13 protein-coding genes are annotated in these 14,576 nt (G+C 58.0%); 7 read left to right on the forward strand and 6 right to left on the reverse strand.

Annotation, left to right across the window (positions count from 1 at the left end; all coding sequences use genetic code 11):
- Nucleotides 1-3: 3 nt before the first annotated feature.
- The 3 genes from LSG25_RS01300 to LSG25_RS01310 are packed head-to-tail and all read left to right on the forward strand — an operon-like array spanning nucleotide 4 to nucleotide 3,566.
- Nucleotides 4-1,578 carry an ABC transporter substrate-binding protein gene (locus LSG25_RS01300; protein ID WP_232742926.1) on the forward strand — a complete coding sequence of 525 codons (1,575 nt, stop codon included), beginning with the start codon at nucleotides 4-6 and terminating at the stop codon, nucleotides 1,576-1,578.
- A 13-nt stretch (nucleotides 1,579-1,591) separates the two neighbouring features.
- Nucleotides 1,592-2,905: an acyl-CoA thioesterase/bile acid-CoA:amino acid N-acyltransferase family protein gene (locus LSG25_RS01305; RefSeq protein WP_232742927.1), complete on the forward strand. Its 1,314-nt coding sequence runs from the start codon at nucleotides 1,592-1,594 to the stop codon at nucleotides 2,903-2,905.
- Between the two features lie 10 nt (nucleotides 2,906-2,915).
- Nucleotides 2,916-3,566: a DsbA family oxidoreductase gene (locus tag LSG25_RS01310; RefSeq protein ID WP_232742928.1), complete on the forward strand. Its 651-nt coding sequence runs from the start codon at nucleotides 2,916-2,918 to the stop codon at nucleotides 3,564-3,566.
- Between the two features lie 21 nt (nucleotides 3,567-3,587).
- Here LSG25_RS01310 and LSG25_RS01315 read toward each other — a convergent pair whose 3' ends face one another.
- Both LSG25_RS01315 and LSG25_RS01320 read right to left on the reverse strand, forming a co-directional pair.
- A complete protein-coding gene (locus tag LSG25_RS01315) occupies nucleotides 3,588-4,571 on the reverse strand; it encodes a tripartite tricarboxylate transporter substrate binding protein (protein ID WP_232742929.1) in 984 nt (327 codons plus the stop codon).
- A gap of 40 nt (nucleotides 4,572-4,611) precedes the next feature.
- Nucleotides 4,612-6,066: a sulfatase-like hydrolase/transferase gene (locus LSG25_RS01320; RefSeq protein WP_232742930.1), complete on the reverse strand. Its 1,455-nt coding sequence runs from the start codon at nucleotides 6,064-6,066 to the stop codon at nucleotides 4,612-4,614.
- 138 nt (nucleotides 6,067-6,204) lie between these two features.
- Here LSG25_RS01320 and LSG25_RS01325 point away from each other — a divergent pair, with 138 nt between their 5' ends.
- Nucleotides 6,205-7,005: a GntR family transcriptional regulator gene (locus LSG25_RS01325; RefSeq protein ID WP_232742931.1), complete on the forward strand. Its 801-nt coding sequence runs from the start codon at nucleotides 6,205-6,207 to the stop codon at nucleotides 7,003-7,005.
- A 75-nt stretch (nucleotides 7,006-7,080) separates the two neighbouring features.
- On the opposite strand, the gene recJ is transcribed toward LSG25_RS01325, so the two are convergent.
- A complete protein-coding gene (recJ, locus tag LSG25_RS01330) occupies nucleotides 7,081-8,805 on the reverse strand; it encodes a single-stranded-DNA-specific exonuclease RecJ (protein WP_232744521.1) in 1,725 nt (574 codons plus the stop codon).
- Nucleotides 8,787-9,722, reverse strand: coding sequence for a hypothetical protein (locus LSG25_RS01335; RefSeq protein WP_232742932.1), 936 nt, complete (start codon nucleotides 9,720-9,722; stop codon nucleotides 8,787-8,789). The genes recJ and LSG25_RS01335 overlap by 19 nt, the downstream gene beginning before the upstream one ends.
- 82 nt (nucleotides 9,723-9,804) lie before the next feature.
- Here LSG25_RS01335 and LSG25_RS01340 point away from each other — a divergent pair, with 82 nt between their 5' ends.
- From LSG25_RS01340 to LSG25_RS01350, 3 genes are read left to right on the forward strand one after another with little or no spacing between them, the layout of a single operon-like run.
- Nucleotides 9,805-11,037: a lipoprotein-releasing ABC transporter permease subunit gene (locus LSG25_RS01340; protein ID WP_232744522.1), complete on the forward strand. Its 1,233-nt coding sequence runs from the start codon at nucleotides 9,805-9,807 to the stop codon at nucleotides 11,035-11,037.
- The gene (locus LSG25_RS01345) at nucleotides 11,030-11,734 is read left to right on the forward strand and encodes an ABC transporter ATP-binding protein (protein ID WP_232742933.1); all 705 of its coding nucleotides are present in this window, start codon (nucleotides 11,030-11,032) and stop codon (nucleotides 11,732-11,734) included. Before LSG25_RS01340 ends, LSG25_RS01345 begins: the two co-directional genes overlap by 8 nt.
- A 51-nt stretch (nucleotides 11,735-11,785) precedes the next feature.
- Complete coding sequence (locus LSG25_RS01350; protein WP_232742934.1) at nucleotides 11,786-12,604, forward strand: TatD family hydrolase; 819 nt, start codon at nucleotides 11,786-11,788, stop codon at nucleotides 12,602-12,604.
- A gap of 31 nt (nucleotides 12,605-12,635) precedes the next feature.
- On the opposite strand, the gene LSG25_RS01355 is transcribed toward LSG25_RS01350, so the two are convergent.
- Entirely contained in the window at nucleotides 12,636-13,298 is a 663-nt protein-coding gene (locus tag LSG25_RS01355) for a copper chaperone PCu(A)C (protein WP_232742935.1), read from the reverse strand.
- 125 nt (nucleotides 13,299-13,423) lie between these two features.
- The gene (locus tag LSG25_RS01360; protein ID WP_232742936.1) at nucleotides 13,424-14,479 is read right to left on the reverse strand and encodes a LacI family DNA-binding transcriptional regulator; all 1,056 of its coding nucleotides are present in this window, start codon (nucleotides 14,477-14,479) and stop codon (nucleotides 13,424-13,426) included.
- Between the last annotated feature and the right edge of the window lie 97 nt (nucleotides 14,480-14,576).

Here is a 14,576-nt window from a genome sequence, read left to right on the forward strand (position 1 = left end):
ATCATGAAACGACTTTTGCTTGGCGCATTGACCGCCGGAGTATTGGCTGCGGCCGGTGTGGCCCACGCCGAGACCTTGAATATCGGATTTGCCGATCCCGTATCGTCACTGGACCCGCAGTTGAATAATTTCGCGGGCGATCGTTCCGTCGATCTGCATTTTTTTGATCTGCTGACGCAAATCCGGGACAACCGGGTCAAGCCGGCGCTGGCGGAAAGCTGGAAGGCACTTGATGATAAAACCTGGGAATTCAAGCTGCGCCCCGATGTGAAATGGTCGGACGGTACGCCGTTCACCGCGGATGATATTGTGTTTTCCTATAAGCGCGCAAAAAACGTACCGGGCACGGTTGCCACGTTCGCGGGCTATCTGCGCACGGTCGCCTCCGCCGAAGCCAAAGACCCGCATACCCTGATAGTCAAAACTACGGTCCCCAATCCGGACCTGCCCTTGAATTTGGCGTCGGTTCATATTGTCAGCAAGCATATCGGCGAAACGGCAAACACCGAAGACTACAACAGCGGCAAGGCGGTTGTCGGCACGGGGCCTTATAAACTGGTTTCATATACACCGGGCGATCGCGTCATCATGACGCGCAACGACAATTACTGGGGCAGCAAACAGCCCTGGGACAAAGTGAACTATCGCTATATCAACAATGCGGCGTCGCGCACGGCGGCCTTGCTGTCGGGCGATGTCGATGTGATCGACAAGGTGTCGGTGTCGGATATTCCGCGCCTCAAGAAATCGCCCAAGGTAACGCTGTTTCCTTACGATGGCTTGCGTGTGATGCTGCTGCAGCCCAGTTTCCGGAAAGGCCCCAACCCATTCATTACCGACAACAATGGCAAGGAACTGGCGGAAAATCCCTTGCTGGACGTGCGTGTCCGGGAAGCCTTGTCGATGGCGATCAACCGCAAGGCGATTGTCGACCGGATTCTGCAGGATGCTGCAACGGTGGCCAATCAGTGGATGCCCAAGGACACCTTCGGCTATAACCCGGAACTCAAAGACATTCCCTTCGATCCGGCCAAGGCCAAGGCGCTTTTAAAAGAAGCGGGTTTTCCCGACGGCTTCAAGCTCACCATGCATGTGCCCTCGGACCGCTATCCTCTGGGGCCTGAAACAGCGCAGGCCGCGGCCCAGTTCTGGGCGCGCATCGGAGTCAAAACCAAGGTTGAGGTAGTGCCATGGGCCGTTTACGCCGGCAAGGCCAAAAAGAACGAGTACGCCATGAGCATGATAGCCTGGGGCAACGGCACGGGCGAAGCCAGCTATGCGCTGGTGAACATCCTGGCAACCGTCACACCCGGCAAGGGCCTGGGCGCATCGAACTGGGGACACTACAGCAGCGCTGCGGTGGATGCCGATTTACAAAAAGCCACTGTGGAGTTCGACCTGGACAAGCGCGAAGCGATCTTGCGCGAGTCGGCCAAGACAGTCATGGGTGATGTCGGTATTTTGCCTCTTTATCATTACAAGAACATATGGGCGGCCAAAAAGGGCTTGAAAGTGGTGCCGTGGACCAGCGATCGCACGGTTGCGATGATGGTCAGCAAGGCTGATGACAAAAAGTAGAGAAGGCGCGGACATGGCTCAAGCACGTTTGACAATCACCCCAGCCGACGATCTGATCGACGTGGCGCGTCGAATCCGGCTTGAGCATGTTGCTCCGAATGCGGCAGTCACAATCAGCACGCAGACGCGCCGGGCGCATGGGGTGGTCTGGCGCAGCAGTGCCTGTTTTCAGGCGGACGCACACGGCGTTGTCGATCTGACCGAGTCGGCGCCCTTATCGGGCGACTATTCCGGCGTGTCCGCCATGGGCCTCATATGGTCGCAATGCCCCCAGCAGGACGGAGCCCGCGAGGTGTTTCCGCTGGATGTCTCCGAGGCATTGCTTACTCGCATCAACGTCGAGGTCAATGGTGTCGAGTTGACAGGCATCCTGACACAGCATCTGATGGCGCCCGGCGTTACGCGCGAGGAAATTCGCAGTGAAGGGCTGGTGGGAACGTTGTTCAAGCCGGCTTCGCCAGGCCCACATCCGGCGGTCATGATCCTTAATGGCTCGGGCGGTGGGGCCAATGAGCCGCGCGCCGCTTTGTATGCATCGAGAGGCTATATCGCTTTTGCCCTGGCGTATTTCAAGGCGCCCGGTTTGTCCGACTATATTTCCAATACACCCCTGGAATATTTCAAGAAGGGCCTGGACTGGCTGAGAAAAACGCAGCGCCCGGAAAACGATTTCGTTGCACTTAATGGGCAGTCCCGTGGGGGAGAGCTTGTACTGCTATTGGCGTCGATTTACCCCAAAGATGTCTCGGCGGTGGTAGCCTACGTGCCCGGAGCCGTGGTGCACAGTGGACAAAATGCCGCGGACCCCAAAGTCGGGCGCGATGGCCCGGCCTGGTTATTGAACGGCAAACCTGTCGTGCATGTATGGGAAAATAACCGTACCGCAAGCTGGGCGCCGTTCGACCAGGGGCCCGCTCCGCACCGGCATGAGCGAGCAATCCTGACCGCGCTGCAGGATCCGCAGGCTGTCGAGCGAGCCCGTATCCCGGTTGAAAAAATTCAAGCTCCGATCATCCTGTTGTCGGCTACCGATGATGGCTCCTGGCCTTCAAGCCGCTATAGCAGAATGGTGGTGGAATCCCTGAAAGCGCATCAGTATCCCTACGATGTGCAGTGGGTTGATACCGAGGGTGGAGGGCATGCCATAGTGTTTCCGTATATTCCCACCACTCAGGTGGTGTATAGCCACCCCGTATCGGGCAAAGTCAGCACGGGCGGAGGGCAGCCCAGGCCGAACGCCGATTCCGACGAAGCGTCATGGAATCGGATTAAACTGTTTCTGGATGAGGCTGTGAGGAATCACGCCGCTGCAAACCAGCAACGATAAGGTATTGGCCATGACTACCCGGCTCAAGATAGATTTTGTTTCCGATGTGTCCTGCCCGTGGTGTGCGGTCGGGCTGAGTTCGCTTGAAAGAGCGCTGGGCCGCCTGGGCGATCAGGTAAGCGTCGACTTGCATTTCCAGCCCTTCGAACTTAACCCGCAGATGTCGCCCAAGGGCCAGGATATCGTCGAGCACCTGAGCCAGAAGTACGGTTCGACGCCCGAGCAGATTGCGCACAACGGCGAGGCGATCCGTGCCCGCGGGGCCGAGGTGGGATTCACTTTTGGCCTCGGCAAGCGCAGCCGTATCTACAATACCTTCGATGCCCACCGCCTGCTGCATTGGGCGGAACTTGAAGGCCGCCAGGCGGCTCTGAAGCATGCCTTGTTTCAGGCCTATTTTACCGACGGCGAGGATCCGAGCGCGCACGAAGTACTGGTGCGCCTGGCGGCCAGGGTTGGCCTGGATGCGGAGCGAGCCCAGGAAATCCTGTCGTCGGACACATATGCCGACGAGGTGCGTAGCCGCGAGCATTTTTACCTTGAGCAAGGCATCAATTCTGTGCCGGCAGTGATTATCAACGATCGCCATTTGATCCAGGGTGGGCAGCCTGTCGAGGTGTTCGAGCAGGCCTTGCGTCAGATCGCAGCCGGCCAGGGCTGAAACTTCGCCCTGCGGCAGCGGTCAGTTCACCTTTATATGGCTTTTTTCCTTGACGGCCTCGTACCTGCTTCGCTCCGCCTGCAGAAATTGGGTGAATTCGGCTGGGGTATTGCCTACGGGCTCCACGCCTTGATCGCGCAATTGCTGGTTGGTTCCGTTCTGATGAACGACTTCGCCGACAAGCTTCGCCAGTTTATCGACAATGGGTTGAGGTGTACCTTTGGGTACATACACACCCATCCAGTTGGTGAAGCGATATCCGGAAAACCCCGGCAATTCATCCACGGCGGGAACGTCGGGCAAGGCGCTGGAGCGATGATCGCTGGTCACAGCCAGGATTTTCAGTTTCCCGGTTTTATGCTGGGTAATGACTGGCGGCATGCCTACAATGGCTATGGGGATCTGGTTGCCCAATAAATCGGATATGCAGGGCGCTGCGCCTTTGTACGGTACATGCAGTATGGACGTATGAGCATTGAGGTTCAAGGATTCGCCCGCGAATTGCATCGAGCTGCCGGCGCCGGGTGAGCCATAAGACAGCCGTGTTGGATCTTTCTTGGCCAAGGCTATTAATTCACTTAGGGAATTGGCCGGTGTGGCGGGGTTGACGACAATGGCCAAGGGTGTTTCACCAGCAAGAGTCACAGGCACCAGATCGGTTTGCGGGTTATAGGGGGTATGTTGCCCGGCGATCTGGCCCACCAGCACTTCGGCGGGGGACGCGATTAGCACGGTGTATCCATCCGGCGCACTTTGGGCAACCGCTTGGGCGCCTATTGTGCCCGACGCCCCGGAGCGGTTTTCTATTATGAAGCTTTGGCCGGTTTTTTTTGATAACTCCAGCGAGATGAGCCTGGCCACGAAATCCACGCCTCCGCCAGCCGGGTAGGGAACAATGACGCGAACGGGATGTGTTGGCCAGGGTTCGGCCGCGATTGCCGGTGTAAGCAGGCCGGTGAGCAGAATCAGTTTAAGGGCATTGAATATTGTTTTTTTGAATTGCATGGCTTGTCTCCATTGTGATGATGCGTTGATATAGGTGCCGCTATTGAAAGTCGGCGGCACAGCCGGGTGCCGGTGTAAATCCCAGATCTCCGCGGCTTATAACGGCTTGCCTGCCGCCGTTTTCGTTCAACAGATCCGCCTGGCGCTGCTTGGCGCGCCTGTCGACTTCGTCGGGATTGCACACCGTCAAAAGCTTCTGATGGCATTGCCGCAATGTTTCCGCATAGGCGGGATCCGCGGACAAATCCTTGGTTTCATCGGGATCCTGCTCCAGATCGAATAGCTGCGGCGTATATTTTGGGTAATAAATATATTTATATCGTCCCATCCTGACGGCGAATGCTCCCGTTGTAGAGCCCATTCCGTGGTATTCCGAGAGGATCGTTCTTTCAGGCTCGGCGCCGTGTGCAATTTCGTACAGATTGACTCCGGGGTGCCCGTCGCGGACGGTGTCAAATGCCACCCCGGCGTTTTCCAGAATCGTGGGGAAGCAATCGACATGGCTAACCGGTGTGTCGATCCGAGTGTCGACGGGAACCCCGGGGCCGCTCATGATCAGCGGTACACCTGCGATTTCGTCATACATGGTCGATTTGCCCCATAGGCCTCGTGCGCCGAGGTTGTCGCCGTGATCGCTGGTATAAATTATTTGGGTATTGCTGCGCAGGCCTGTTTCATCCAGGACATTGACAATTTTTCCGATGTTTTCGTCAAGAAAGGACACCAGCCCGAAATAGCCGGCCAGAGCACGCTTCACATCTTTTTCCGATTCAAAATAGTCGTCGTAGCAGAAGCTGTTGCGGTAATCCTCGAGATAGGGATGGGTAGGGCGTTGTTCCCGCGCATAAAGTTTGGGCATGGGAAGGTCCTGGTTCCAGTACCGGTAATAGTGCTCGGGTGGGGCGGTAAGCGGAAAATGAGGGGCTACGAACGATACGAACAGTACCCAGGGTTTATCGTGTGCGCGAGTGCCTTGTTCTCGCAGCCAGACCTGGGCGCGGGCGGCAATTTCGCGGTCGTAAAAGGTATAGGAGCTTTCTCCGGGGCCTGCCATGGCGGCCATTTTCTTGGCTCCTCCGCGCCTGGGCAAGTCGTCTCTGATGAGCCCCATAAGATCGCCTTTGCCGTCGATTATGTGCATGGGGATCTGTTCTTCGGTAAAGCCGTGATCTTCGCCGGGAAGTTTGAAGTGCAGTTTGCCGATGGATACCACATCATGTTGGCGCTGGCGCAGCAAATGGTGCCAGCTTGGGATCGAGCCGTCGTAGGCGTCCGCGTTATCCCAGAATCCGATTTGATTAATATACTTTCCGCAAGCAAAAGCGGCGCGGGCCGGAATGCATACCGGGCTGGTTGTGTAGGCGCTGGAAAACCGCGTGCCGCTTTTTGCCAGAGCATCGAGATTCGGCGTATTGACGACCGGATGGCCCGCACAGCCCATTACCTTTGGATTGTGTTCATCGGACATGACGATGACGAGGTTTGAAGGTTTCATTGCCGTTCCACTTCTATTGATATATTGTTATATTACTATATAGTAATTATAGAGTGCAACTCTATTATTTGAATCAAGTAACATGCTTGGTAGTTCGGCTGATTGGCAGTTCACGGACATAGGAAATTTATTGGCAGAATGAATCAACCTTCAAGTTTTTTTCTAGACGACCTGAGTCGCCGCATATCGCATTACATTCGGCCCGGCATTCCCAAATACATGGCCTTGCGCGATGCCATCACGAATGGCGTGGCTACCGGAGCGTTGGTGCCGGGCACCCGGCTACCCACCGAGGTGCAGTGGGCGGCGGAGCTGCCATTGAGTCTGGGCACCATACAGCGGGCCTTGAGAATGCTGGCTGAAGATGGCGTCGTGGTGCGCCAGCAGGGCAACGGAACATTTATTGCCGGACGTGGTGAAAGCGCCATGCATGCCCCCATGCATTGCCGCTTCATCAATGATGACGGCACCGGGTATTTGCCGGTGCACCCCAAAGTGGTGGCCCGCTATGCGCTGGATACTCCAGGCGCATGGATGAATCATCTGGTTTGTACCAAGGTGCTTTGCATAGAGCGCGTCCTGGCCATTGGCAATGAGTTTTCCGTTTTTTCGCGTTTCTATATGGATCCGGACCGTATTCCCGCTTTCTTGAATTTATCGCTTAAACAGCTTTCGTCGGAAAATTTCAAAGAAATAATCATGCAGGAAACAAAGCAGGTAATGGGCCGCATCAATCAATTCATGGTACGGGTGAAGTTCGAGCCCGAGGTCTGCAAATTGCTGGGTGTTTCCTTGAAAACGATAGGCCAGTGCTTGAAAATATATGCGTTTGTCGGGAGCAATAGTCCAATTTACTATCAGGAACTGTTTATCCCGCCTAACGACCGTACTTTGCATTTTCCCAGTAATGGCCGTGACCAAGGCTTGCTTGAACAGTAGCGGAGAACACCGGTACCGTACAGGCACTGCCTGTAGGTAATCAAGGAGGTGGCAGCTGCAGGGCTTGTCGGGTGCTCAGGAGCTCGAGTCAGCGCCCACCCCGCAGGCATATTCCACGATCAGTTGCACCGACACCTTGCCATTCCAGACGTTCTGATCCAGGCGGTACGCGACATCGATGTGCTCGGGCAGCATGTCGGCGTGGCCGAACCAGATCGCATCGAAGTGTTGATGGCCGCGTTCCAGCGCCAGCTTCAGATGCTTGTCTTTCAGCAGGCGCTGCTGGCGCACGTAAAAAGTGTCGCGAAAGATGGGGGCCGGGAAGCCGGCTCCCCAAACCTGTTGCTGCAGCAGCCCGGCGACTTCGGCATTGGCATAACCGGTTTCCAGCGAGCCGTCGGTTTCGATCAACGGGTCGAAGGAAGCGCGGCCGCAAAGCTCTCTGACGGCTTCATCGAAGCCGTCGATAAAAACCGGGTAAGCGTCTTCGCGCAAGGTCAGCCCGGCGGCCATGGCGTGACCGCCGAATTTGATGATGATGCCGGGATGGCGTTTGGATACCAGGTCGAGGACATCGCGCAGATGCACATCGGGAATCGAACGGCCCGAGCCGCGCAGTTCGCCGGTGGCGGAACGGGCAAAAGCGAAAGTAGGGCGCCAATAGGCTTCTTTGAGCTTCGATGCCACGAGTCCGACCACACCCTGGTGCCATTGAGGGTCGTAAACGCATACGCCGGCGCGGATTTCCGTTTCAGGAAGCTCCATGGTGGCCAGGGCTTCTTCGCGCATGGTGGTCTCAATGGCGCGCCGCTCGTGATTGATGGCGTCGAGCTCGCGGGCGAGCCTCAGCGCTTCGCTTTCGTCGTCGCAAATCAGGCAGTTGATACCCAGACTCATATCGGCCAGACGTCCGGCCGCATTGATGCGCGGACCGATGGCGAATCCCAGGTCGAAGGCGCTGGCCTGGTTCGGTTCGCGAGCCGCCACGGCGAACAGGGCGCGCACGCCGGCGTGCATGCGGCCGGAGCGCATTTTTTGCAGGCCCTGCGTGACCAGCAGGCGATTATTGGCGTCGAGCTTGACGACGTCGGCTACGGTGCCCAGCGCGACCAGATCGGCCAGCGCATCGAGCCTGGGTCCGGCGTTGGCGGCATAGATGCCGCGGGTTCGCAATTCGGCGCGCAGGGCCAGCATCAGATAGAAAATGACGCCCACGCCAGCCAGGTTCTTGGACGGGAAGCCGCAGCCCGGCTGGTTGGGATTGACGATGGCCAGCGCGTCGGGCAGGGTGTCGCCCGGCAAATGATGGTCGGTGATGATGACGTCGATGCCTGATGCCCGGGCGGCGGCAACGCCATCCACGCTGGCGATGCCGTTGTCGACAGTAATCAGGATATCGGGCTTGCCGCTGGGATGGCGCACCGCCAGTTCGACGACCGCGGGTGAAAGCCCGTAGCCGGTTTCGAACCGGTTGGGGACCAGGAAGTCAACTTTGGCGCCCATGCTGCGCAAGGCCCGGATGCCCACCGCGCATGCCGTTGCTCCATCGCAATCATAGTCGGCAATAATGAGCAATCGCTTTTGGTCGCTGATGGCATCGGCCAGCAGCCTGGCGGCATGCTCGCCCTGGGTCAGTTGCCCGGGCGGCACCAAGGCAGACCAGGCCAGCAAGGTTTCGGTGGCGTTCCTGACCCCTCTGGAGGCCCAGAGCCGCGCGAGCAAAGGATGTATGCCCGCCGCTTCGAGTGTTCGGGCTGCCTGGTCCTGAGCCGGCCGGGTGCTTAATCTAGGGGTGACCACCATGTTCTCCACGAGTCGCGTGTGCCGGGCAGGCGTTTGAGGAATCCGAGCCATGAACTGGGGCGGATCTCGACGTATTTGTCGTTGCCGATCAGCACCAATTCGGGCTGCTTGCGCAACAGCGGCTTGAAGAGTGTTGCTTCAAGCCTTTCCAGGGCTTGCAGCCAGCGGCCCCAGTCATGCGCATGGAAGGAGGCAAGCAAGGCATCGTGAACCTGTGGCTGCTTTCCAGGGATTGGGTCGGCCAGTTGATCGGGCCTGGCGCCGCCAAATAGCCAGAGGCTGTTGATGGGGGCAAGCCCCCGCGTTTCGCGCGCTTGATTGACGGGATGCTCGAACCACTGCATTTGCAGTTCATTGACGAGCTTTCTCCAGGGGCGCGCCTCGCGGTCTTGCGGCCACCAATCGTTGACCGAAGACAAGGCCACCAGGCTGGGGCTGGCGCATACCGGCGCGAATTCGCCATGTATTTCGATGCGCCAGTGTTCTGTGTCGAGAGGGTGCGCGGTAAAGGTCGATCCCGCGAATAATTCTTGTGCTGAGTCGAACAAGGCTACACTGTCAGCCGTCGTAATCGACAAATCACGCGCGGCCAGCAAACGGGCTCCTTCACGCGATGGCGAAACATGAACCAGTTCCGCCAGCCAGACGGGTTGGTCACGTTTGGTGACCTTGTCGCCCCATAAAGGGCCTAAACCTGCGCTAAGATTTTGCCCGCGCCCAGGCTTGAACCCTCGCGCGGCAAGCTGCCAGCGCTCGTAGGGGGTACAGCCGGCCACAGCGGGGCTGGCCGCAGTGGCCGAGGCGAGTCCAAGCTGCAGCCAGCCTCCCAGCGTAGGTGCTGCCTTGAGCATGTGCGGGGTGAGTTCACGGGCTTCGCGAGGGTCGGGCAGGGAGCCAGGGAGTACGATTTGCATTCCTGGATTGTAGTGTTAATGTGAAAACGGTGACTGATTGAAGACCTCATATGAATTGTGGATAGGTGCGCGCTACGCGGGCCTGGCTCGTGCCAGGCGCGGCAGCGGGCGACGCGATCGATTTGTTTCATTCATCGCGGCAAGCTCGATGGCAGGCATTGCCCTGGGAGTCGCGGCCCTGATTGTCGTGCTGTCGGTCATGAACGGTTTCCAGACCCAGGTGCGGGATCGCATGTTGTCGGTCCTGCCGCATATAGAACTCTATGTGCCGCGCATGGCGCCGGAGCAGGTTCTGCAGCATTGGCAGGAAATTGCCCAGGACGCCAGGAAGAACAAGGAAGTCGTAGGGGCCGCGCCGTTTGTCGCCGCGCAAGCCATGGTGGTGCGCGGCGAGGCTTTGAGCGGGGTACAAATCCGCGGAATCGACCCCAAGCTCGAGGCGGCGGTCTCCGATGTGGGCGGACAGATGATCGACGGCAATATCGATACTCTGCAGCCCGGCAGCTTTTCAATTGTGCTGGGCAACCAGATCGCCGGTACCCTGGGGGTCAAGCGGGGCGATACTGTATTGGTGCTGGCTCCCCAGGGCTCGATTTCACCAGCCGGCTTTGCTCCCCGCATGCGGCAATTTACCGTGACCGGTATTTTTTCCTCGGGCTATTACGAATACGATGCATCCCTGGCGTTCATCAACTATGAAGATGCGTCCAAGGTATTCCGCGACAGCGGCACGAGCGGCGTACGCTTGCGCATTGCCGATATGCAAAAGGCGCCTCAGGTGGCGCATGAATTGATGCAGATATTGCCGCCGGCGGTGCAGGCCAGCGACTGGACCCAGAACAATCGCACCTGGTTTGCCGCCGTCCAGACCGAAAAGCGCATGATGTTTCTGATTCTGGCGCTGATCGTGGCTGTGGCGGCCTTCAATCTGCTGTCTTCCCTGGTCATGGCCGTGAAGGACAAGCAGTCCGACATTGCGATTTTGCGCACCCTGGGAGCCAGTCCGCGTGAAATTGCCAAAATCTTCCTGGTCCAGGGCTCACTGATCGGTATCGTAGGAACGGCGCTGGGCGTGGGCTTCGGCATGCTGATTGCCTATAACATCGGCGTGATCGTGCCTTTTATCGAGCGTTTGCTGGGAGTGCACTTTTTGCCGCAACAGATCTATTTCATCAGTGAGCTGCCGTCCAGCCCCCAGATGTCCGATATCGTGACGATCGCCGTCACTTCCCTGATACTTTCCTTGCTGGCTACCTTATACCCCAGCTGGCGTGCGGCCAGCCTGCAACCCGCACAGGTGCTGCGCCATGACTGATATTTCCCTTACCCACGTCCTGACAGCCAAGAATTTGGTGAAGACCTACGATGACGGCAGCTCCAAGGTTGAAGTGCTGCGCGATGTCAGCCTGCATGTGGCGCAAAACGAATTCGTGGCCATTGTGGGAGCATCGGGCTCGGGCAAAAGCACTCTGCTGCATACTCTGGGCCTGCTCGACGAACCGACCTCAGGCTCGGTATTTGTCAATGGCGCATCGGCCAAGGGCCTGACTGAAGCCCAGCGCAGCAAGTTGCGCAACCGCAGCCTGGGTTTCGTGTATCAGTTCCATCACCTGTTGTCTGAATTTTCGGCATTGGATAATGTTGCCATGCCCCTGATCGTAAGGCGCGATGCCCGCGGTGCCGCGCGGGAGCAGGCGGCCAGTGTGTTGGAGCAGGTAGGCCTGGCAGAACGCATTCATCATTTTCCGGGGCAGTTGTCGGGTGGAGAGCGGCAGCGCGTTGCCTTGGCGCGCGCGCTCGTGACGCGGCCAAGCTGCATATTGGCGGACGAGCCTACCGGCAACCTGGATCGTTATACCGCGGAGAGCATGTTCGAGCTGCTGGTGCGCGTCAACCAGGAGTTTGGCACGGCCCTGACCATCGTGACCCATGACCCGGCTTTGGCGGCTCTGGCGCACCGGCAGCTTTTCATGAATAAAGGCCGCTTGGCCGATGAGGATATACCCGATTAGCCGTACTCGGCCGGCAAGTGCGCGGCGGGCCGAGGTTTCAAGGAATGGGCTGTGCTGATAGATACTCATTGTCATCTCGATGCCTCCGAATTTGCCGCCGATCGCGCGGCCGTCATAGATCGAGCGGTCAGTGCAGGTGTGGGTGCGATTGTTATTCCGGCCGTGGAACGCGCGAATTTTGAAGCCGTGCGCCACCTGGCCCATTCTTTTGCCGGCGGAGCCTACGCCCTGGGTATCCATCCCATGTATGTGCCGCAAGCGCAGGATTCCGATTTGACGGAGCTCGAGTCGCGGATACAGGCGGCTTTGGACGATTCCCGATTTGTGGCCATAGGCGAGATTGGCCTGGATTTTTTCGTACCGGAACTCACGACCCCCCCGCTGCGCCTGAAACAGGAAGCGTTTTACGCTGCCCAGCTTGATCTGGCGCGGCGTTACGGCTTGCCGGTTTTGCTGCATGTGCGCCGCTCGCAGGACACCTTGCTGAAACATTTGCGTCGACGGCCTTGCACAGGCGGCATTGCGCATGCTTTCAACGGCAGTTTCCAACAAGCGAAACAGTTCGTCGACCTGGGCTTTGCGCTGGGGATGGGCGGTGCCATGACGTTTACCCGGGCGTTGCAGATACGGCGCCTGGCGCAGCAATTACCGCTGGAAGCGCTGGTACTGGAGACCGATGCTCCCGATATTGCGCCGGCCTGGCTGGGCGGGCCCGGCCAGGCACGCCCGCGCAACGAACCGGCCGAAGTTGCCCGTATTGCCTTGGTGCTTGCCGACTTGCGTCGTCAAGAAGGCGATTCTATTGCCAATGCCACGGCGCTCAACGCTCGACGCGTGCTGCCGCGCCTGGCTGATCCCGGCGCGATCTGAGACGGATTTGCCGCATATTGCCGGGGCGGCTTTATTTCGCGTGCTGGTGATGCATCGTATCCATATTCATATGCATAGGCTCGCCGTGCGCCTGGCCGGGCTGATAGGTCAAGGGCTCCACCTGGAATTCGATCTGCACCTTGCCGGCTTTTTCGAAGGTCAGGGTGGCGGGAATTTTCTCGCCTTGTTTGAAAGGCGCCTTGATATTCATGAACATGACGTGATAGCCGTTGGGTGCGAGCTGCACGGTTTTTCCCTTGGGGATGGGCAGGCTGTCGACAGGGCCCATTTTCACCATATTGTTTTCGCTGGTGACCTGGTGAACCTCGGTCATGTTGGCGGCGTTGCTGGAAATCGACAACAGCCTGTCGTCGGCATTGCCGGTATTTTTTATCAGCATATAGCCCGCGCCCATGCTTTGTTGCGGAGCGCTGGCCCGGGCCCAGGGGTGTTCAATCTGGAGCCCGCCCGCCTTGTATTCCTGCGCGTGGACGGAGCCGCAGGCGAGCAGGGCGATGGCGCCAATTGTGAACAGCTTGCTTAAGGACATGACAGACTTCCCGAAAAAATCCTGCACGGCAGACTGATCGGCCTGGTGGCGTTGATCGATCTGAAGAACCATGGACAAGTGGTTTATCGTGCGTGACGAAATGATGGCTTGCGTGATAGATACCGCGTCAAGCTGGTTGAGCATTTATTATAGGACGTCCGGGATAGGCCATGTGTTCAGGTGGAATGGTCCTTTTATGTGCCCAGCCGGGAACGGCCCTTTCATGCGCTCAGCCGGGAGACTCCTTGTGTTCGCCCGCACCCCCTTGATCAGGGCAGGTTTTCGCGGAAGATGATCTGGCTTTGAACCGGGTCTACGCCGCTCATGACGCCGCGATGGTCGCGCAGGTTGGCAAAAATCCGCACACAACTCATAGTGGCCGATTGAGGGTTTTGGGTAATCACCGCGTCCATGGTGCCGTCGATAAGCAGGGCGCGCGTGTCGGGGGTCAGGCCGTGGCCGATAAACACGATTTTGTGCTCGAGGCCGGTTTCTTTCAGGGCCCGGGCAACGCCGTCCGAGGCGCCGCCTATATTGTAGATGCCGGCCAGATCGGGGGATTGCTTCAACAGCTGGCGAGTCAGGCGATAGTTTTCTTCTGCGTTGTCCTGGCCTTCGCGTAGTCCCGCTACTTCGATGCCTGGAAATAATTCCTTGAAGAGATACAAAAAGCCCATTTCGCGCTCCTCGTGGGCGCGGTAGCTCAGGCTTCCCGCGATCATGGCGACCTTTGCCGGGTGCGGCCCGATAAACCGGGCAATCAGATAGGCGGCCGTGCGGCCCGCCGACCGGTTTTCCAGCCCTATGTAGGCAGCGCGTCCCGAGTTGGAAATGTCGGAAATGAGCGTGATGACATGCACGCCTTTTTCCGTCAGAAAGTTCACGGCGTCGCGAATCAGCGGGTGTTCGATGGCCATGAAGGCCACGCCATCGGCGCGTTCGGCCTGGCGCATCAGGCTGGCGGCCAGCAGTTTGGGATTGAACCCCTCTATGTATTCGACACGGGCTTTTACGTTGTACGGCGCCCAGCTTTCCTGGGAATAGTGCACGGTGTCGCCCAACATGTTGATGAAGCGATTGGTTCCCTTGGGCAGCAGAAAGGAAATGCGCATGGGGCTTGGGGCCAGGGCTGCATAGAGTTCGTTTTCCGGCAGGTAATCGAGTTCGGCCGCGGCCCTGAGCACTTTTTGCGCGGTTGCATCCCGCACGCCGGGCCGGCGATTCAGTACGCGATCGACAGTCGCCGTTGATACTTTGGCCGCGGCGGCGATGTCAAGAACCGTGGCGCGGCCATGATGGAATGGTTCGGGAGGAAGCTTGCTCATACATCAAAAACGATCATTAAATTTGTTTGACTGGTTTATCTTAACACTATATCGTTTCACAAAATTAGATATTTTTATTAATCAAATAGCATCAAAT

It is taken from the genome of Paralcaligenes sp. KSB-10 (genome assembly GCF_021266465.1).
GTDB lineage: Bacteria > Pseudomonadota > Gammaproteobacteria > Burkholderiales > Burkholderiaceae_B.

What these genes read in the sequence shown, in the direction of transcription:
- LSG25_RS01300 (WP_232742926.1), top strand. Translation starts at nt 4, where the DNA reads ATGAAACGACTTTTGCTTGGCGCATTGACCGCCGGAGTATTGGCTGCG.
- LSG25_RS01305 (WP_232742927.1), top strand. Translation starts at nt 1,592, where the DNA reads ATGGCTCAAGCACGTTTGACAATCACCCCAGCCGACGATCTGATCGAC.
- LSG25_RS01310 (WP_232742928.1), top strand. Translation starts at nt 2,916, where the DNA reads ATGACTACCCGGCTCAAGATAGATTTTGTTTCCGATGTGTCCTGCCCG.
- LSG25_RS01315 (WP_232742929.1), bottom strand. Translation starts at nt 4,571, where the DNA reads ATGCAATTCAAAAAAACAATATTCAATGCCCTTAAACTGATTCTGCTC.
- LSG25_RS01320 (WP_232742930.1), bottom strand. Translation starts at nt 6,066, where the DNA reads ATGAAACCTTCAAACCTCGTCATCGTCATGTCCGATGAACACAATCCA.
- LSG25_RS01325 (WP_232742931.1), top strand. Translation starts at nt 6,205, where the DNA reads ATGAATCAACCTTCAAGTTTTTTTCTAGACGACCTGAGTCGCCGCATA.
- LSG25_RS01335 (WP_232742932.1), bottom strand. Translation starts at nt 9,722, where the DNA reads ATGCAAATCGTACTCCCTGGCTCCCTGCCCGACCCTCGCGAAGCCCGT.
- LSG25_RS01345 (WP_232742933.1), top strand. Translation starts at nt 11,030, where the DNA reads ATGACTGATATTTCCCTTACCCACGTCCTGACAGCCAAGAATTTGGTG.
- LSG25_RS01355 (WP_232742935.1), bottom strand. Translation starts at nt 13,298, where the DNA reads ATGCTCAACCAGCTTGACGCGGTATCTATCACGCAAGCCATCATTTCG.
- LSG25_RS01360 (WP_232742936.1), bottom strand. Translation starts at nt 14,479, where the DNA reads ATGAGCAAGCTTCCTCCCGAACCATTCCATCATGGCCGCGCCACGGTT.